Origin of the sequence: Litorisediminicola beolgyonensis, from assembly GCF_042679605.1 — a bacterium.
GTDB lineage: Bacteria > Pseudomonadota > Alphaproteobacteria > Rhodobacterales > Rhodobacteraceae > Litorisediminicola > Litorisediminicola beolgyonensis.
This window is the reverse complement of record NZ_JBHTMU010000020.1, coordinates 50,710-68,702: the sequence shown is the minus strand read 5'-3', so window position 1 is coordinate 68,702 and position 17,993 is coordinate 50,710. Positions and strand designations below refer to the sequence as shown.

The following is a 17,993-nucleotide window of genomic DNA, read 5'->3' as shown; positions in this document are numbered from 1 at the left end:
CGCTCGACCGGATCGCGCCGCGGCTCGACGCGGCCTGGGCCGCGCGCCGGACCGAGGCGCGGGAGCGTCTCGCACAGCTCGACCGTCTGCGCGAAACGCTGGGCTACCGCGCCACGCTCGAACGCGGCTACGCGGTGGTGCGCGGAGACGGCGCGGTGGTGACCACGAAAGCCGCTGCCGCCGAGGCATCGGGGCTCGAGATCGAGTTCGCCGACGGTCGTCTGAAGATCGGCGGAGCGCCCGCGAAGGGCGGAAAGCCGAAACCGGCGCCGGAGCAGGGCAGCCTTTTTTAAGGCGTCCTTGCGGCACATCACCTTCTCCTGCTAAGCGCCTGATTCTTTTAGCATCCTGACATCCGGCGCGATCTCCGCCGGAGGCGTGTTTGCGCGAAATGTAAACGCGCCCTCCGCGACACCCTGCCGCACGGGGAATTGACGAAACCGGTTTCGGTGGCGCAGGCTTACTCCATGACCGAGTCGCCAACCCTGTCCAGCAGACCCGTACGGATCGACGATCTGGCCCGTTCCCTCGGGCTCTCGAAGGGAACCGTGTCGCGCGCGCTGAACGGCTATTCCGACATCTCGCCCGCCACGCGGAAGCGGGTCGCCGAGGCGGCCGAGGCTCTGGGCTACCGGCCGATGGCACATGCGCAGGCGATCAAGACGGGCCGGGTCCGCGCGCTCGGGCTTGTGCTCCAGATGGACCAGCACGACGCGCAGGCGCCCTTCCTTGCGGGCTTCCTGCACGGCATCACCCGCGCGGCCTCGGCACATGGCTGGACGCTCACCGTCTCGACCGCCGAGAGCGAGGAGGAGGGGCTCGAGGTCTACCGACGCATCCGGCGCGAGCGCAAGGCGGACGGGTTCATCCTGCCGCGCACGCGGCTCTCCGATCCGCGGATCGACCTCCTGCGGGAGGAGGGCTGTCCCTTCGTCCTCTTCGGGCGCACCGGCGATCCGACGGGCTGCGCGTGGTTCGACATCCGCTCCGAGGACGCGATGGCCGACGCCGTGACGCGTCTCGCCGCGCTGGGACACCGGCGCATCGCGCATCTCGGCGGCGACACCGAGTTCACCTACGCCCATCTGCGCGCCGAAGGCGTCCGCGCCGGGCTGACCGCCGCCGGTCTGCCGGTCGACGATGGGCTCTTTCGCCTGGGCAACGCCACCCGCGACGACGCTGCGCGGAGCGCGGGCGAGCTCCTGGACGACATGCACCCCACCGCCATCGTCTGCGCCACCGATGTGCTCGCTCTGGGCGCTCTCAAGGCGCTCGCCGACCGGGGCCTCGTGCCCGGGCGGGACGTGTCGGTGGTGGGCTATGACGGTCTGGCCGAGGGCCGGGCCGCCACCGTGCCGCTCTCGACCTATGCCGTCGACCAGGTCGGCGCGGGCGGGCGGCTGGCCGACATTCTCATCGAACGCATCCGCGGCGCCGCGCCCGACAGCCTGCGCGAGACCGCGATGCCGGAGTTTTACGCCGGGGGCACCATCGGGCCGCCGGTCTGAAGACGACACATCTCACGAACCAAACAAAACGGGAGGACCACCGACATGACCAAGACTTTCACGCGCCTTTGCACGGGCACCGCGCTCGCCGCGCTCCTGGCCGGGACGGCCAGCGCCGACATCCGCTTCTGGACGACCGAAGAGCAGCCCGAGCGCCTGGCCCAGCAGCAGAAGCTCGCCGAGGCCTTCAAGGCCGAGACCGGCATCGGGGTCGAGGTGATCCCGGTCACCGAGAGCGAACTCGGCACCCGGGCCACGGCGGCCTTCGCGGCGGGCGACCTTCCCGACGTGATCTATCACACGCTGCAATACGCGCTGCCCTGGGTCGAGGCGGGCATTCTCGATGCCGAGGCCGCGACGGAGGTGATCGAGAGCCTCGGGCCCGACACCTTCGCCCCCGGCGCGCTGAACTTCGCCAAGACCGAGGATGGCTGGGCGTCGGTGCCGGTCGATGGCTGGACGCAGATGGTCCTCTATCGCAAGGACCTCTTCGAGGAGAACGGTCTCGAGCCGCCGACATCCTACGCCAACGTGATCGCGGCGCTCGAAAAACTCCACAACCCGCCCGAGATGTTCGGCTTCGTCGCCGCCACCAAGGTCGATGAGAACTTCATGAGCCAGGTGCTGGAGCAGGTGTTCCTCGCCAATGGCGCGACGCCCGTGGGCCCCGACGGATTCACCGGCTTCGACGAGGCCAAGACCACCGAGGTGCTCGAGTTCTACAAGGCCATCGCCGAGGCGTCGCCTCCGGGCGAGCTGTTCTGGGAGCAGTCGCGCACGCTCTACTTCTCCGGCGATGCGGCGATGATCATCTGGTCGCCCTTTATCCTCGATGAGCTCGCGGGCCTGCGTGACAGCGCGCCGCCGACGATCAACGACGATCCGACCTCGCCCGAGCTCGCGTCGAAGACCGGCATCGTGACCAACTTCTCCGGTCCCTCGAACCCCGATGGCGCGGCCTGGGCCGACATTCGCTACTTCGGCATCACCGCCGATGCCGATATCGACGAGGCGCAGCAATTCGTCGAGTATTCGATGTCCACCGGCTACACCGAGACGCTCGCCATCGCGCCCGAGGGCAAGTTCCCGGTCCGCCGCGGCACCGCCGAGGACCCGGAAGCCTTCATCACCGCCTGGTCCGAGCTGCCGGTCGGCGTCGACCGCAAGGCGCCGCTCTCCGAGCTCTACGATCCGGCGATGATCGACGAGATCGTGGCGGGCCTCGACGTGGCGCAGCGCTGGGGCATCGCCGAGGGGCAGCTCGCGCTCTCCTCGAAGATGGTTAACAGCCAGGTCATCAACCGCGCCGTGCGCCAGTATATCGACGGCGACATCGATGCGGCGACCGCGGTCAAGCAGATGAACGACGAGCTGGCCGCCATCGAATGAGGCCGGCCCCGGGGCGCGGCCGCTAGTCGCGCGCGCCCCGGACCTCACGCTTCCAGGGGGAGGAGACCCATGACCGTTGCCGTACCGCCCAAGGGGCGGGGGCCGCTCGCGAAACGCGAAGCGCGCCTCGCCTGGGGCTTGCTTTTGCCCACCATCATCGTGGTGTCGCTGGTGGTGATCCTGCCGCTCCTGTCGATCTTCTGGATCTCCGTCAAACCCATCGGGCTGGCCGATCTGCGGCCGCCCGCACCCGTCGCCCGCGAGGCCTTGCGCGGCGACGGCGACGAGCTTCGCGTGCAATACCGGCTCAGGAACTCTTCCCAGCAAGAGGCCATCCGCGGCGTCACCCTGAGCGACACGCTGCCCAAGGGTCTCACCCTGCGCGAGGGCGATGACCGCTGCGAGGTCGACGGCGCGGCGATCTTCTGTGACCTCGGCGATCTGGAGGCGGGTGGTCGCGACGAGATCGAGCTCTTCGTCACCGCCGAGGGCGATCCCGAGCCACTCGGCGAGCTGGCCGAGGACAGCCCGCCCGCGCTGACCGGCACGGCGCCGAACATCCTGACGAATTTCGAGTTCACCTGGGAGAACTTCGCCCGCATCTTCGAAGGCGACGAGTTCTGGGGCGTCTTCGGCGTGACGCTCTTCTACACCGTCTTCGGCACGCTGGGCGCGCTTCTCTTCGGGCTCTTCGCGGCGCTGCTTCTGGATCACTCGTTCAAGGGGCAGGGGCTTCTCCGGGGGCTCTATCTCTTTCCCTACGTGGCCCCCGTCATCGCGGTGGCCTTCACCTGGATCATCCTCTTCGATCCGTTCTCGGGCTCGGCCAATGCGCTCCTGATCCGGATGGGCGTGACCGAGAGCGCGATCAACTTCTTCGGAGACCGCCCGCTGGCGCTGATCATGGTCACGGTCTTCGAGATCTGGCGCTACTTCCCGCTGTCGTTCCTGTTCATCCTGGCGCGGATGCAGTCGATCGACACCGACATGTACGAGGCCGCCGACATGGACGGCGCGTCGCCCTTCCAGAAGTTCTGGTTCCTGTCGCTGCCGCAGCTTCTGGGGATCCTGTCGGTGCTCTTCATTCTGCGCTTCATCTGGACCTTCAACAAGTTCGACGACATCTTCCTTCTGACCGGCGGCAACGCGGGCACCCGCACGCTCACCGTCAATGTCTACGAGCAGGCCTTCGCGCTGTCGAATATCGGCGCGGGCGCGGCGGTCGCCGTGGTGGTCTTCGGCTGCCTCCTCGTGTTCTCGGTCTTCTTCTTCAAGTTCATCAGCCGGGAGGAGGGACTATGAGCAGCCCCGCCAAAGGACCGGCCCGCACCCCCGCCGCGCTGTCGCGCGGGGGCTGGGCCAAGCCGCTCCAGCACGGTCTTGTCACCGCACCGCTCGTGGGCGTGCTCTGGCTCGCCATCACCGCGACCGCCGTGGCCGTCGCCTGCGCGTTTCTCTCCGGCGCGGCCTTCCGTCCTTCGGGCTGGCCGGTCCTGATCTTGGGGGCAGCGCTGGGCGTGAGCGCGCTCTGGCTGCCGCGCCTGCCGCTTCTGGCCGGATCGGCGGTCGTGGTGCTCGTGACGATGCTGCTCGGCGTGGGTCCGGTGGTCTCGGAGGTGCCGGGCGCGCTCAGCTTCTGGGTCGCCGCGCTCGCGACCGGTCTCGGCGCGGGAGAGGGTGTCCACCGCATGGTCGGCCAGCTCGCTCCGGCGCCCTTGACCCGGCACGAGTTCGAGGACGCGGTGATCCGCTTCCTGACCGGCTTCGGCTACGTGTTCTTCACCGCGATCGTCGCCATTCCCTTCTACGTCATGGTGATGACCAGCCTGAAGAACCAGCAGCAGCTGGTTCAGAACCCCTTGGATTTCAGTCTCGACCTGAGCCAGGGCTGGGGCCTCTTCTCGAGCTATTACGAGCTGATGACGCAGTTCAACTTCGGCTCCTATCTCTGGACGAGCTTCTACGTCTCGGTGCTGACCGTGCTCCTGACGCTGCTCTTCTCGATCCCCGGCGCCTATGCGGTCGCACGGCTCCGCTTCCGCGGCGCGGCGGTGTTCTCGCGCTCGATCCTGCTGATCTACATGGTGCCGATGATCGTTCTCGCCCTGCCGATCTACATCGGCTACTCGATGATCGGTCTGCGCAACACGATCTTCGGGATCGTGCTGATCTACCCGGTCACCACCATCCCCGTGGCGCTCTACATGCTCCAGGGCTACTTCCGCGGCCTGCCCGCGGAGGTCGAGGAGGCGGGCCTCATGGACGGGCTCTCGCGGCTTCAGGTGATCTGGAAGATCACCCTGCCGCTGTCGCTTCCCGCGCTCGCCTCGGTGTCGCTCTACGTCTTCATGATCGCCTGGAACGAGTTCCTCCTGGCCTTCATGCTGCTCGACGATCCCTCGAAATTCACGCTGACGCGCGGAGTGGCGATGCTCAACTCGTCCGAGATCCCGCGCCAGCACCTGATGGCCGGATCGGTGATCGCCACGGTGCCGATCATGGCGATCTTCCTCGGCCTCGAACGCTTCATGACCAAGGGCCTCACCGCAGGCTCGGTGAAAGGATGACCATGACCGATCTCGACGCGACCGCCCGGGAGATCCTGCGCGGCAACGACCGCGGCGGCTACACGATCCCGACCGCGGGGCTCTATCCCTTCCAGTGGAACTGGGACTCCGCTTTTGCCGCCTGGGGCTTCTCGACCTTCGACCCGGACCGCGCCTGGACCGAGCTCGAGACGCTGTTCTCGGCCCAGTGGGACACCGGCATGGTGCCGCATATCGTCTTTCACAAGGAAGACGACGGCTACTTCCCCGGACCGTCGGTCTGGGGCCCCGGCACGACGCCCGCATCCTCGGGGATCTCGCAGCCGCCCGTGGCCGCGATCCTGGCGCGCAAGATCCATGACAGCGTTGGCGGGACCGAGCGGCTCCGCGCGCTTTATCCGCGCATGCTGGCCTGGCACCGCTGGTGGCGCGACTGGCGCTGCCCCGAGGGCGTCGCCTGCGTCACCCACCCCTGGGAATCAGGCCGCGACAACTGCCCCGACTGGGATCCCGGCATGGCCAATGTCGACGGCTCCCAGGTCGGCACCTATACCCGCCGCGACACCGGGCATGTCGATGCCTCGATGCGGCCGGGCAAAGAGGATTACGACCGCTATATCGCCATGGTCCAGTTCGGACGGGCCTGCGGCTGGGATCAGAAGACCATCCTCGAGGACGGGCCATTTCTGATGGCCGATCCGGCGATCACCTTCATCCTCATCCGCGCGAACCGCGACCTTGCCGCCATCGCCGAGACTCTGGGCGAGGATCCGACCGAGCCGCTCGCCATGGCGGCCGAGATCGAGGCGGCGCTGCCGTCGATCTGGAACGACGAGTTGCAGGCCTATTGCGCCCGCGATGCGCGGACCGGCGAATTTGCCTCGGCCATCTCCTCGGGCGCGGCGCTGGGCCTTCTCGCAGGCGTCGAGAACGCCGCGATGGAAGAGAAGCTCGCCGCCATGTGGGACCGTGTCCGCTACGGCATCCCCTCGAACGATCCCGCCGCCGACAGCTTCGATCCGCGGCGCTACTGGCGCGGGCCGACCTGGCCCGTGGTCAACGCGCTCATCGCCATCGGGCTCACGAGCGCGGGGCGCAGCGCCGAGGAGCGGCGGCTCCGCAAGGAAACCGCCGAGCTGATCCGCTCGGGCGGCTTCTTCGAATATTTCGATCCGCTCGATGCCACGCCCTGTGGCGGCGACCGGTTCACCTGGACGGCGGCCATCTGGCTTGCCTGGGCCAACAGGGAGGATGCGTGATGGGCGCGATTGATCTCAGGAAGATCGAGAAATGGTATGGCGATCTGCAGGTGATCAAGGGCATCGACCTGCAGATCAACGAGGGCGAGTTCGTGGTCTTCGTCGGCCCCTCGGGCTGCGGCAAGTCCACGCTTCTGCGGATGATCGGCGGTCTCGAGGAGATCAGCCGCGGCACGCTCGAGATCGACGGCGCCGACGTGACGAGCGACCCGCCCTCGAAGCGCGGGCTCAGCATGGTGTTCCAGAGCTACGCGCTCTATCCGCATATGTCGGTGCGCGAGAACATGGGCTTTTCGCTCAAGACCGCGGGCGCGCCAAAATCCGAGATCGACGCCAAGGTCGACGAGGCCGCGCGGGTCCTGAAGCTCGAACCCTATCTCGACCGGCGTCCCAAGGCGCTCTCGGGCGGTCAGCGCCAGCGCGTCGCCATCGGGCGCTCGATCGTGCGCGATCCCACGGCGTTTCTCTTCGACGAGCCGCTCTCGAACCTCGATGCCGCGCTCCGGGTCGAGATGCGCTACGAGATCGCCAAGCTGCACAACGCGCTCGGGCGGACGATGATCTACGTGACCCATGACCAGGTCGAGGCGATGACGCTGGCCGATCGCATCGTGGTGCTGGAATACGGCACCATCGCGCAGGTCGGCACGCCGCGCGAGCTTTACCAGACGCCCGCGAACCTCTTCGTCGCGCAATTCATCGGCTCTCCGGCGATGAATATCGTCGATTGCGAGACCCGGGACGGGGCCGCGATCCTCTCCGGGGGCGGCCGCCATCCGGATGTGCCGGGCAAGGCGGTGAAATTGGGCGTCCGGCCCGAACACCTGGCGCTCTGCGAGCCGGGCGAGGGGCTGATTTCGGGGCAGGTCGAGGTGTCCGAGTATCTCGGGGCCGACACGTTCCTGGTGATCGACGCAGGCGCCGATGGACGTATCACCGCCCGCACTGGGGCCGAGGCCACGGTCCGGCCCGGCGACCGGGTGGGGCTGGTCCCGGATGGTCCGGTTCATCTCTTCGACGAGAAGGGGCTGGCGCTGCGCTGAGCGCAGGCTTGAAAGACTTCGGCAGAGTCCCGGCGACGGGGCTTTGCCCCTGGTCCACCCGACACCGATCCGCGCGCTAAGGAATACGCCCGCGCATGGATATCGTCCCGCCACGCGCTAAAGATAGAGGCATGACGCGCCTCGTTCTCCTTCTCGCCTGTCTTCTCCTCCTGCCGCTCGGTCCCGCGATGGCCCAGGAGCCGGACGCCTCGGGCGAGCCCGCCCGGGTTCTCTCGGTCGAGAACCCGCCCTCGGACACGGCCATCGCCGACAGGTTGCGCGCCATCATCGCGGCCCTGGGACATGACGAGATCACCGTCTCGGTCGATGCGGGCGTCGTCACGCTGACCGGCGCGGTGGCGGATCCGGGCGTCAGCCAGGACGTGGCCGGGATCGCCGAGCGGCTCGAAGGGGTCGTCGCGGTCACCGATGCGCTGTCCGCGTCGGACGACATCGCGCAGCAGATCAATCCCGCCTTCGACCGTTTCCGCGCCCGCGCCGACCAGTTCGTCGCCCGCTTGCCGCTCCTGTTGCTCGCGCTCGTGGCCTTCGCGGCCATTTTGGCGCTGGGCTTCTGGGGCGCGCGGCTGACCGTCTGGGATCGTCTCGCGCCCAACGCCTTCATCGCGGGCATCTACCGGCAGGCCTTCCGGGTCGCCAGCGGCATCGTGGGCATCGTTGTTGCGCTCGATCTTCTCGGCGCGGCGGCGCTTCTCGGGACCATCCTCGGCGCGGCGGGGATCGTCGGTCTCGCCATCGGTTTCGCGGTCCGCGACACGGTCGAGAATTTCGTGGCCTCGATCATGCTGAGCCTCCGTCAGCCGTTCCGGCCGAACGACCTTGTCGAGATCGAGGGCGATATCGGCCGGGTCATCCGCCTGACCTCGCGCGCGACGATCCTTCTGTCGCTCGACGGCAACCACATCCGCATCCCGAACGCCTCGGTCTTCAAGGGCCGGATCGTGAACTACACCCAGAACCCCGCGCGACGCTTCGTCTTCGATATTGGCATCGACCCCGACGCGGATCTCGAAGCGACGCGGGTGCTGGCGCAGGCGGCGCTCAAGGCCCAGCCCTTCGTTCTCGACGACCCCGAGGAGCTGGTCTGGATCGAGAACATCACCGAATCCGGCGCGATCCTGCGGGTGACCGGCTGGATCGACCAGAACGCGACCGGGTTCGCCACGGCCCGCGGCGATGCCATCCGGCTGGTGAAGGCCGCGATCGAGGATGCCGGCGTCGCGATCCCCGACACGACCTACCGAATCCGTCTCGAGGGGGCCGGACCCTTGCCGGAGGTGGCTGCGAAGGCCCCGTCGCCTTCGACACCGAAGCCCTCGCCGAAGGTCGAGCAAAGCTCCGGTTCGGCGCATCAGTCCGAGGAAAAGGCGCTGATCCCGCTCGTCGCCGCCGAGCGGCAGGACGCCGACGATCTTCTGGCCCGGGACGCGCCGCGCGAATAGGTCGCGACGGGTTACGGACGAGGCTGGGGCGGTCTCAGATCGCGAGCCGGGCCATCTGAAGCGAGACGATGAGGATCGTGATCCCGGCGGCGATCTCGAGCGGCGGCAGGATCTGACCGGCCCGCGCCGCACCGGACAGCGAGAAGAGCGCGCTTTCCCGCAGGAAAACGCTGCTCATCGCAACGAGGATGGTGAGCGCGGCGGTGCCCGTCGACATGGCGATGGCCCCGAGGATACCGGCACCCAGGATATCCATGTGCCAGGTCAGCACCAGAAGGAGGATCGCACCCGAGCAGGGCCGGATCGCGATCCCGCCGATCAGCGCCGCCGCGTCCCTGATCCCGCCGGCCTCGCGGATCTCCTCGGCGCTCGGTCCGTGGCGGTGGCCGCAGCCCGATCCGCAGCTGTGATCGTGGTGGTGGTGGTCATGGGATGGCGCCGAGCGGAGACGCCAGAGCCTCCGCGCGCCGCGGGCCGCGATCCAGAGACCGATCAGGCCGATGGCCAAGGCGCTGAGCGGCAGCATGACGGTCTCGGCCACGCCGGTCAACTGCGCCCGGGTCCATCCGAGCACCGTCAGGCCCGCCAAGACCAGCACGATCGCGGTCGCGGCTTGTCCGAGCGAGGCGAGAAGCGAGATCACCGACAAACGCACGAGCGGAACGGCGTTGCTGACGCCGTATCCCCCGATCAGGAACTTGCCGTGGCCGGGGCCGAGCGCGTGGAAAAACCCGTAGGCGAAGCAGAGGCCGACCAGCGCCGCGGTTGCCCCGGGCTCGCCCGCCCGGAGCGCGCGAAGGCCGCCCGCAAGCGCGTTCTGGAACTCGCGCTGCCAGCCCGCGGCCCAGCGCGCGACATCCTGGTCGAGGCCGCTCGCGAAGGCCCAGACGGCCGCGACGGCCAGAAGCGCCAGCGGGATCAGGAGGAGGCGGCGCATGTCAGCAGGAAGCGGTCGGCGAAGAGCACGCCGATATCGGGAAGCTCCACGGCCTCGAACGTGTCGGAGCTTTCGTCGATCTCGGCAAGTTTTGCGCCATATTCGGCGGTTGCGGCCTCGCGGTCGGCGGTTTCGCGGTTGAGGCGGCAATCCTCGCGCCCGGAGATGCCGGGTGTCCCGGGCACGTCATAGGCCACGAAATAGGTCGGATCGTAGGCCTGCGCGGTCACCGCGCCTTGCGAGACGTCGAGAGGCGCGACCAAGGGGCGGACATGCGAGGTCACGACCCGCCCGGCCTCGTAGCGGACCCGGTGGTCCACCGGGGCGCTAAGCATCACGGCCTCGCCGTCCTGGGCGATGGTGAAATCGCCGGGAAAGCCCGAGGCCCAGTCGACATCCTGGCCGGCAAAGGCGTCGAGCGCGGATTGCTCGGGGCTGCCGTCGCCATCGGCGTCGAGACCGCTCTCCTCGATCATCATCAGCGAGTAGAACTCGTCATAGGCCCAGTCGATGCGCACGGCTTCGAGCGCTCCGTCGGCGTCGAAGATCAGCTCGAACGCGGTGTCGATGAAGACATGGGGATGCGCCCCGGCGGCTCCGGGCAGGACCGTTGCAAAGGCGAAAGCGTGGAGCAGGGCGCGAGGGAGCATGCGCGGTATTAGAGGCGGGCAGGGCGGAGATGCAAGATCCGGCGCTGTCTTGCGCGATTTCCCGCGAGCGCCTTCCGGCGCGGATCGGTCGCGTTCCGACCGGAGGCCAGCGGTGTCGATTCTGACTTCAGGGATTCTGACGCGCCCCGAAGGAGAACCGGGGCCGCGTGGGCAGCCCCGGTCTGTGCCTCAGGCGGCTTCCTCGGCCTCGGGTGCGAAGCGGCCGTAGAAGCTCTGGCCCTTGTCGGCCATCTCGCGCAGGAGCGCCGGGCAGTCGAAGCGCGCTCCGTGCTTGGCGGAAAGCTGGTCGCAGCGCTCCGCCGCGAAGGCCGCGCCCAGCATGTCGAGCCAGGACAGCGGTCCGCCCGACCAGGGCGCGAAGCCCCAGCCCAGGATCGCGCCGACATCGCCTTCGCGGATGTCCATGAGCACGCCATCCTCGAGCGCGCGCACCGCTTCCAGAGCCTGGGCGAAGAGAAGACGGTGCTGCACCTCGATCACGTCGGGCTGCTCGTCGGCCACCGGATACTTGTCGCCGAGCCCGTCCCAGAGCCCCTGACGCTTGCCGTTCTCGTCATAGGCGTAGAACCCGGCCTTGGACTTGCGGCCGAGCCTCCCGGCATCCTCCATCCAGAAGATCACCTCGTCCACCGCCTCGTCGGCATAGGCGTCGCCCATCGCCGCCTTGGTGGCGCGGGCGATCTTGGCGCCGAGGTCGATCGAGGTCTCGTCCACAAGTTGCAGCGGTCCGAGCGGCATGCCGATGTTCTTGGCCGCGTTCTCGACCAGCGCGGGCTCGACGCCCTCGGCCACCATGCGGATGCCCTCGTTGATATAGGGGATGATGCAGCGGTTGGCGTAGAAGAAGCGGGCGTCGTTCACCACGATCGGGGTCTTGCGGATCTGGCGCACGTAATCGAGCGCCTTGGCCACCGCGCGGTCGCCGGTCTCCTTGCCCTTGATGATCTCGACCAGCATCATCTTCTCGACCGGCGAGAAGAAATGGATGCCGATATACTGCTCGGGCCGCTTCGAGGCCCGGGCGAGATCCGAGATCGGCAGGGTCGAGGTGTTGGTCGCGAAGATGCAGTCCTCGCCGATCACCTCTTCGACCTTGGCGGTCACCTCGGCCTTGATCTTCGGATCCTCGAAGACCGCCTCGATGATCAGGTCGCAGCCCTCGAGCGCGGCGTAGTCGGTGGTCGCCGTGATCAGCGCGAGCGTGCGCTCCTTCTTGTCCTCGGTCGCCTTCTTCTTCTTGATGCCCGCATCCATGTAGGCCTCGGTATAGGCGCGGCCCTTGTCGGCGGCCTCCTGCTTCTGGTCGATCAGCACGACCTCGATCCCGGCAATGGCCGACACGAGCGCGATGCCCGCGCCCATCATGCCAGCGCCGAGGACGCCGACCTTCTTGACCGTCTGGTCCGAGACGCCCTCGGGACGCACGGCGCCCTTCTCGAGCTTGCCCTTATTGATGAAGAGCGACCGGATCATAGCCGAGGAGGAGGGGTTCATCAGCACGTTCACGAAGTGCCGCGCCTCGATCTTGAGCGCGGTGTCGAAGGGCACCATCGCGCCTTCATAGACCGCCGAGAGCAGCGCCTTGGCCGCCGGGTAGACGCCCTTGGTGTTGGCGTTGACCATCGCCGAGGCGCCGACGAAGGTCATGAAGCCCGCCGGGTGGTAGGGCGCGCCGCCGGGGATCTTGTAGCCCTTCTCGTCCCAGGGCTTCACGATGTCCTTGTCGGTCGCGTTCAAGACCCACTCGTGTGCCGCGCCGACCGGGTCGGCCACGACCTCGTCCACCAGACCGGCCTTCTGCGCCTTGATCGGATCGGAAAGCTTGCCTTCGAGAAGGAAGGGCGAGGCCGCCATCGCGCCCATCTTGCGCATGAGCCGCGTGGTGCCGCCCGCGCCGGGGAAGATGCCGACCATGATCTCCGGAAGGCCGATCTTGGCCTTGGGGTCTGGGGTCACGAAGATGCGGTGACAGGCCAGCGGGATCTCGAGGCCGATGCCGAGCGCGGTGCCGGGCAGGGCGGCGGCGATGGGCTTGCCGCCCTTGTTGGTCTTCGGATCCATGCCCGCCCGCTCGATCTTCCGGAGCGCGCCATGCATCTGCATGATCCCGTCGAAGAGACCCCGCGCCGGCTCGTCGCCCGCGTCTTCCTTCATCCGCGCAAGGACGTTCAGGTCCATGCCGGCGGCGAAGCTGTCCTTGCCCGAGGTGATCACGGCGCCCTTGATGTCGTCATTCGACAGCACCTCGTCGATCATCCCGTCGAGCGCGCGCAGCGCGTCCATCGACAGGACGTTCATGCTCTTTCCGGGGCAATCCCAGGTGATGATGGCGACGCCGTCGGCGCCGGTCTCCATGGTGAAATCGCTCATCTCTCTAATCTCCTCTCGCGACCCGGTCGGGCCGCCTGTCCTTGTCTCGACGCGGGTCGCCTCAGCCGAGGGGCGAGCCATCCTTGCGCGTCAGGGTTTTCACGAAGTTCCGCTTTGTCAGGATCTTGTCTTCGGTGGTGTAGGTGACGGTGTCGTCCGGGCTGCGCGTGCCGACCACGAGGTATCGGCAGGGCGCGTCCGAGCGGTTCTCGATCCGGTGGCCATTGGCGACGCCCTTGGGCCAGGCGCAGCAATCGCCGGGATAGAGCGGCGCTTCGCCCGCATCCTCGACCAGCACCGCCTCGCCCGAGAGCATGTAGAGAAGCTCGTCCTCGTCCGAATGCCAGTGCCGGTCCGACGAGCTCGATCCGGGCGCCAACTCTTCGATCAGCGCGCCGAACTGCGTGAGCCCGCCGGCCTCCGACAGGCGCCAGGCGGTGTAGTCGCCCAGCCGGTCCCCGGGCTCTGCCCGGGTGATCGTCACGCTGTCCGGATCGAGCTTTGCCACGCTGACCTCACACGCGCTCGAGAATGGTCGCGGCCCCCATGCCCGAGGCGACACAGAGCGTGGCCAGACCGGTTTCGCGGTCCGCGCGCTCCATCTCGTCCAAGAGCGTGCCGATGATGATCGCGCCCGAGGCCCCCAGCGGGTGACCCATCGCGATGGCGCCGCCATTGACGTTGAGCTTGCCGTGATCGACGCCAAAGGCCTGCATGAAGCGCAGCACCACCGAGGAGAACGCCTCGTTGACCTCGAAGAGATCGATATCGCCGATCTTCATGCCGCTGTCGGCGAGGATCTTCTCGGTCACCGGAACCGGGCCGGTCAGCATGATCGTCGGATCGGTGCCGATCTTGGCGGTGGCGCGGATGCGCGCGCGCGGCTTCAGGCCGTGACGCTCGCCCCATTCCTTGGACGCCACCAAGACGCCCGCGGCGCCGTCGACGATGCCCGAGGAGTTCCCGGCATGGTGGATGTGGTTGATCCGTTCCAGATGCGGGTACTTGATCAGCGCCACCTTGTCGAAGCCGGGCATGACCTCGCCCTGGTCCTTGAACGAGGGCTTCAGCGCGCCGAGCGCCTGCATGTCGGTCTCGGGGCGCATGTATTCGTCGCGCTCGAGGATCGGCAGGCCGTTGATGTCGCGCACCACATGGATCGACTTCTCGAACCGGTTGTCGGCCCAGGCCGCGGCGGCGCGCTTCTGGCTTTCGACCGCGAAGGCGTCGGCGTCGTCGCGCGAGATGCCGTATTCGGTGGCGATGATGTCGGCCGAGATGCCCTGCGGCACGAAATAGCGCTCCATCGCGACCGACGGATCGACCGCGACGGCGGCGCCGTCCGAGCCCATGGCGACGCGGCTCATCATCTCGACGCCGCCCGCGATATAGGCCTCGCCGCCGCCGCCCCGGACCTGGTTCGCCGCGAGGTTCACGGCTTCCATGCCGGAGGCACAGAAGCGGTTGATCGAGAGGCCCGGAATGCGCTCGTCGAGATCGGAGGCGAGGACCGCGGTGCGCGCAAGGCAGCCGCCCTGTTCGCCGACCTGCGTGGCATTGCCCCAGATCACGTCCTCGACCGCATGGCCCTCGAGCCCGTTGCGGGCCTTGAGACCGTTCAGGATCTCGGCCGAGAGCCGCACGCTCGTCACCTCGTGCAGGCTGCCGTCCTTGCGGCCCTTGCCGCGCGGCGTGCGGATGGCGTCGTAGATATAGGCGTCGGTCATGTCGTCTCCTTCCTCAGGCCCGGTCGGCGGGGGAGCCGGGCATCAGCTCGTAGGGGTGTTTCCAGCCGGGCTGCTGCGAGAGCCGCGTCAGCCAGGCGTCGATATGGGGCCAGTCCTTGCGGTCGAAGCCGAAGGGTTCCGGGTAGTAGAGGTAGCCGCAGCAGGAGAGATCCGCATTCGTGACGCTGCGGCCAACGATCCAGTCACGTCCCGTCAGATGCTGGTCGAGCACCTTGTAGGCGGCATTGAGCCGGCCCTGCATGAACTCGATCACCGGCTGCGGGCGCTTCTCCTCGGGCAGGAAATTCATCAGGAAGCGGGTCATGCCCGCCTGGCTCGAGAGCTTGTGGTTGTCCCAGAACATCCAGCGTAGAACGTCGCGGCGCTCGGCCGCGTCGGCGCCGCCGAACCGGCCGGTCTTCTCGGTCACGTAGGTCTGGATCACCCCGGACTGGGTGAGGCGCAAATCGCCGTCGACCATGACCGGCACTTCGCCCATCGCGTTCAGATCGCGGCGATACGCGTCGGTGCGGGTCGCGCCGTTGAAGAAATCGACGAACACGGGCACCCAGTCGAGACCGGAAAACTCCAGCGCCAGCGCCGCCTTGTAGGCGTTGCCGCTCTCGCCGAAGCAGTGAAGCTGGATGGTCATGAGCGCCTGCCTTTCGTTGCGGGATTTGGGTCGCGTCGGGATGCGTATTTGGAAAAAGAAGAAACGCAGAGAGGGCGCGGCTGGTAACCGAGGATTAATGCGCCGCCATTTAGGCTGGTTCCGCGGTACAGGCTGGCGAGCCGATGACCGCAAAAGGAGAAGCGGCGCGCCGCCCGGTCACAGGGTAAATCCCGCGACGGCCCGGCATCGTGCGCACGTATCGGGGCAGGCCGGGACGCGACCCGTTGGGCGCACCCCGGTGCTGCTTCTTCTTTTTCCAAATACGCAGCACGCGCTCTGCCCTGGGCACGGCGCCGGGCAAAAGCGGTCGCGGTTCGGGTTGCCTGTCGCATCGCTCCTCCCAAAGCGCCGCGCGTCGTCTCAGCGCTTGCGGCTGTCGAGCTCGGCATTGAAGAGCCGCAGCCGGTGTCCCAGCGCCTCGTCATCGGTGACGCTGTCGAAATGTTCGAAAAGAAAGCTCAGCGCCTCGCCCTCGTCGAGACCCGCCTCCGCCGCGAAGCGCTTGAGGCGGCGGTAGCCGTCCTCGGTCATCGCGACGGGAAATCGGCGGGTCAGGCGGAAGCGTTTCGGCATGGGCTCTCTCTTCGGACAGGGTGGGGTGCGCGGTCTCCCGCGCACCTTCCGCTCAGAAGTTGGCCGCGTCCAGTTCCATCACCGGCTCGGCACCCGACTCGATGCGCTTGAGATGCATCCCGGTCGCGGGCAGCTGGCGCGCCATGTAGTAGCGTCCGGTGGCGATCTTGGTGCGGTAGAAAGCTTCGTCCGATGCGCCGGCCTCCAGCGACTTCCGCGCCGCGCGCGCCATCTGCGCCCACATCAGGCCAAGGCAGACATGGCCGAAGAGGTGCAGGAAGTCGTAGCTGCCCGAGAGCGCCGCGTTGGGGTTCTTCATGCCTTGCTGCATGAAGAACATCCCCGCCGCCTGCAGGTCCTTCGACGCGGCCTTCAGCGGTTCGCGGAAATCGCGGTCGAACGCCTCGTCCTCGCCTTTGGTCTCGGCGATGAAGGTTTTCACCAGCTCGAAGAAGGCCATCACATGCTTGCCGCCATCGGCGCCGAGCTTGCGGCCCACGAGGTCGAGCGACTGGATGCCGTTGGTGCCCTCGTAAATCATGGTGATCCGGGCGTCGCGGACGAACTGCTCCAGACCCCATTCGGTGGTGAAGCCCGAGCCGCCGAGCGTCTGCTGCGCGAGCACCGTGGTCTCGAAGCCCTTGTCGGTCAGGAAGCCCTTGATGACCGGCGTCAGGAGCGAGATCAGGCCTTCGGCCGCGGCATCCTCGTTGCGATGCGCGCGGTCGATCATCATCGCGCCCCAGAAGGCGAAGGCGCGGGCGCCCTCGATGAAGCTCTTCTGGTGCAGGAGGTTCCGACGCACGTCGGGATGCACGATGATCGGGTCGGCGGGCTTGTCGGGTGCCGCGACGCCGGTGACGGCCCGGCCCTGCAGGCGCTCCTGGGCGAAGGCCAGCGCGTTCTGATAGGCGACGACGCCCTGCGCGTAGCCCTGGAGGCCGACGCCCAGACGGGCTTCGTTCATCATCGTGAACATCGCGCGCATGCCCTTGTGCAGCTCGCCCACGAGGAAGCCCTTGGCGCCGTCATAGTTCATCACGCAGGTGGCGTTGCCGTGGATGCCCATCTTGCTCTCGAGGCCGCCGCAGGACACCGCGTTGCGGTCGCCGAGGCTGCCATCCTCGTTCACCATGAATTTCGGCACGATGAAGAGGGAGATGCCCTTCACGCCCTCGGGGCCGCCGGGGACCTTGGCGAGCACCAGGTGGATGATGTTCTTCGACAGGTCATGCTCGCCCGCCGAGATCCAGATCTTCGAGCCGGTGATGGCGTAAGAGCCGTCGTCCTGCGGCTCGGCCTTGGTGCGGATGAGGCCCAGATCGGTGCCGCAATGGGGCTCGGTCAGGTTCATGGTGCCCGACCATTCGCCGTCGATCATCTTCGGCAGGTAGACGGCCTTGAGCTCGTCGGAGGCATGCGCATGGATCGCCGAATAGGCGCCGTGGGTCAGGCCCTGGTACATGTTGAAGGCCATGTTCGAGCTGACGAACATCTCGCCGGTGGCGCAGTTCATCAGGTAGGGCATGCCCTGGCCGCCATATTCGGGATCGGCATCGAGGCCCATCCAGCCGCCTGCGCGCATCTGCTCGTAGGCGTCGTCGAAGCCCTCGGGCGTGCGGACGACGCCGTTCTCGAGCGAGCACCCCTGTTCGTCGCCGACCTTGTTCAGCGGCGCCAGCACCTGCTCGGAGAGCTTGCCGGCCTCTTCGAGGATCGCCTGAGTGGTCTCGCGGTCGAGCTCGTCATAGCCGGGGATGTCGGTCTCGGCGATCTTGAGAAGATCGTGCAGAACGAACTGCATGTCCTTCACGGGGGCATTGTAGATCGGCAT

At 67.5% G+C, this 17,993-nt stretch carries 16 protein-coding genes; 8 read left to right on the top strand and 8 right to left on the bottom strand.

The features are described from left to right. The 8 genes from ACFQ4E_RS12400 to ACFQ4E_RS12365 all read left to right on the top strand — a co-directional run. Positions 1-293 (top strand): exodeoxyribonuclease VII large subunit (locus ACFQ4E_RS12400; protein ID WP_386803997.1); only part of this gene is annotated, 293 nt, incomplete at its 5' end. Positions 294-467: 174 nt separating this feature from the next. Beyond that, positions 468-1,508 (top strand): LacI family DNA-binding transcriptional regulator, encoded by a 1,041-nt coding sequence (locus ACFQ4E_RS12395; protein WP_386803995.1) that lies wholly within the window; start codon positions 468-470, stop codon positions 1,506-1,508. A 45-nt stretch (positions 1,509-1,553) separates the two neighbouring features. Then, complete coding sequence (locus ACFQ4E_RS12390; RefSeq protein ID WP_386803992.1) at positions 1,554-2,897, top strand: ABC transporter substrate-binding protein; 1,344 nt, start codon at positions 1,554-1,556, stop codon at positions 2,895-2,897. A gap of 69 nt (positions 2,898-2,966) precedes the next feature. After that, complete coding sequence (locus ACFQ4E_RS12385) at positions 2,967-4,199, top strand: carbohydrate ABC transporter permease (RefSeq protein ID WP_386803990.1); 1,233 nt, start codon at positions 2,967-2,969, stop codon at positions 4,197-4,199. After that, positions 4,196-5,464 carry a carbohydrate ABC transporter permease gene (locus ACFQ4E_RS12380; RefSeq protein WP_386803988.1) on the top strand — a complete coding sequence of 423 codons (1,269 nt, stop codon included), beginning with the start codon at positions 4,196-4,198 and terminating at the stop codon, positions 5,462-5,464. The genes ACFQ4E_RS12385 and ACFQ4E_RS12380 overlap by 4 nt, the downstream gene beginning before the upstream one ends. Continuing rightward, positions 5,461-6,702: an MGH1-like glycoside hydrolase domain-containing protein gene (locus ACFQ4E_RS12375; protein ID WP_386803986.1), complete on the top strand. Its 1,242-nt coding sequence runs from the start codon at positions 5,461-5,463 to the stop codon at positions 6,700-6,702. Before ACFQ4E_RS12380 ends, ACFQ4E_RS12375 begins: the two co-directional genes overlap by 4 nt. Next, positions 6,702-7,745: an ABC transporter ATP-binding protein gene (locus ACFQ4E_RS12370; protein ID WP_386803984.1), complete on the top strand. Its 1,044-nt coding sequence runs from the start codon at positions 6,702-6,704 to the stop codon at positions 7,743-7,745. The genes ACFQ4E_RS12375 and ACFQ4E_RS12370 overlap by 1 nt, the downstream gene beginning before the upstream one ends. 131 nt (positions 7,746-7,876) lie before the next feature. After that, positions 7,877-9,208 (top strand): mechanosensitive ion channel family protein, encoded by a 1,332-nt coding sequence (locus tag ACFQ4E_RS12365; RefSeq protein WP_386803982.1) that lies wholly within the window; start codon positions 7,877-7,879, stop codon positions 9,206-9,208. A gap of 34 nt (positions 9,209-9,242) precedes the next feature. Here ACFQ4E_RS12365 and ACFQ4E_RS12360 read toward each other — a convergent pair whose 3' ends face one another. The 8 genes from ACFQ4E_RS12360 to ACFQ4E_RS12325 all read right to left on the bottom strand — a co-directional run bounded on the left by ACFQ4E_RS12360 (position 9,243) and on the right by ACFQ4E_RS12325 (position 17,993). Continuing rightward, positions 9,243-10,145 (bottom strand): nickel/cobalt transporter, encoded by a 903-nt coding sequence (locus ACFQ4E_RS12360; protein WP_386803980.1) that lies wholly within the window; start codon positions 10,143-10,145, stop codon positions 9,243-9,245. Beyond that, positions 10,127-10,795 (bottom strand): DUF1007 family protein, encoded by a 669-nt coding sequence (locus tag ACFQ4E_RS12355; RefSeq protein WP_386803978.1) that lies wholly within the window; start codon positions 10,793-10,795, stop codon positions 10,127-10,129. The genes ACFQ4E_RS12360 and ACFQ4E_RS12355 overlap by 19 nt, the downstream gene beginning before the upstream one ends. Before the next feature lie 189 nt (positions 10,796-10,984). Next, positions 10,985-13,186: a 3-hydroxyacyl-CoA dehydrogenase NAD-binding domain-containing protein gene (locus ACFQ4E_RS12350; protein ID WP_386803976.1), complete on the bottom strand. Its 2,202-nt coding sequence runs from the start codon at positions 13,184-13,186 to the stop codon at positions 10,985-10,987. A 61-nt stretch (positions 13,187-13,247) separates the two neighbouring features. Then, the gene (locus ACFQ4E_RS12345; RefSeq protein ID WP_386803974.1) at positions 13,248-13,694 is read right to left on the bottom strand and encodes a cupin domain-containing protein; all 447 of its coding nucleotides are present in this window, start codon (positions 13,692-13,694) and stop codon (positions 13,248-13,250) included. 7 nt (positions 13,695-13,701) lie between these two features. After that, on the bottom strand, positions 13,702-14,913 hold the full coding sequence (locus tag ACFQ4E_RS12340; protein WP_386803972.1) for an acetyl-CoA C-acetyltransferase: 1,212 nt from the start codon (positions 14,911-14,913) through the stop codon (positions 13,702-13,704). Positions 14,914-14,926: 13 nt separating this feature from the next. Beyond that, positions 14,927-15,565: a glutathione S-transferase family protein gene (locus tag ACFQ4E_RS12335; RefSeq protein ID WP_386803970.1), complete on the bottom strand. Its 639-nt coding sequence runs from the start codon at positions 15,563-15,565 to the stop codon at positions 14,927-14,929. A gap of 381 nt (positions 15,566-15,946) precedes the next feature. After that, positions 15,947-16,159 carry a hypothetical protein gene (locus ACFQ4E_RS12330; protein ID WP_386803968.1) on the bottom strand — a complete coding sequence of 71 codons (213 nt, stop codon included), beginning with the start codon at positions 16,157-16,159 and terminating at the stop codon, positions 15,947-15,949. 52 nt (positions 16,160-16,211) lie between these two features. Then, positions 16,212-17,993, bottom strand: coding sequence for an acyl-CoA dehydrogenase C-terminal domain-containing protein (locus ACFQ4E_RS12325; RefSeq protein WP_386803966.1), 1,782 nt, complete (start codon positions 17,991-17,993; stop codon positions 16,212-16,214).

Coding starts and splice junctions, on each gene's coding strand:
- ACFQ4E_RS12395 (WP_386803995.1), top strand. CDS start 468: ATGACCGAGTCGCCAACCCTGTCCAGCAGACCCGTACGGATCGACGAT.
- ACFQ4E_RS12390 (WP_386803992.1), top strand. CDS start 1,554: ATGACCAAGACTTTCACGCGCCTTTGCACGGGCACCGCGCTCGCCGCG.
- ACFQ4E_RS12385 (WP_386803990.1), top strand. CDS start 2,967: ATGACCGTTGCCGTACCGCCCAAGGGGCGGGGGCCGCTCGCGAAACGC.
- ACFQ4E_RS12380 (WP_386803988.1), top strand. CDS start 4,196: ATGAGCAGCCCCGCCAAAGGACCGGCCCGCACCCCCGCCGCGCTGTCG.
- ACFQ4E_RS12375 (WP_386803986.1), top strand. CDS start 5,461: ATGACCATGACCGATCTCGACGCGACCGCCCGGGAGATCCTGCGCGGC.
- ACFQ4E_RS12370 (WP_386803984.1), top strand. CDS start 6,702: ATGGGCGCGATTGATCTCAGGAAGATCGAGAAATGGTATGGCGATCTG.
- ACFQ4E_RS12365 (WP_386803982.1), top strand. CDS start 7,877: ATGACGCGCCTCGTTCTCCTTCTCGCCTGTCTTCTCCTCCTGCCGCTC.
- ACFQ4E_RS12360 (WP_386803980.1), bottom strand. CDS start 10,145: ATGCGCCGCCTCCTCCTGATCCCGCTGGCGCTTCTGGCCGTCGCGGCC.
- ACFQ4E_RS12355 (WP_386803978.1), bottom strand. CDS start 10,795: ATGCTCCCTCGCGCCCTGCTCCACGCTTTCGCCTTTGCAACGGTCCTG.
- ACFQ4E_RS12350 (WP_386803976.1), bottom strand. CDS start 13,186: ATGAGCGATTTCACCATGGAGACCGGCGCCGACGGCGTCGCCATCATC.
- ACFQ4E_RS12340 (WP_386803972.1), bottom strand. CDS start 14,913: ATGACCGACGCCTATATCTACGACGCCATCCGCACGCCGCGCGGCAAG.
- ACFQ4E_RS12335 (WP_386803970.1), bottom strand. CDS start 15,565: ATGACCATCCAGCTTCACTGCTTCGGCGAGAGCGGCAACGCCTACAAG.
- ACFQ4E_RS12330 (WP_386803968.1), bottom strand. CDS start 16,159: ATGCCGAAACGCTTCCGCCTGACCCGCCGATTTCCCGTCGCGATGACC.
- ACFQ4E_RS12325 (WP_386803966.1), bottom strand. CDS start 17,993: ATGCCGATCTACAATGCCCCCGTGAAGGACATGCAGTTCGTTCTGCAC.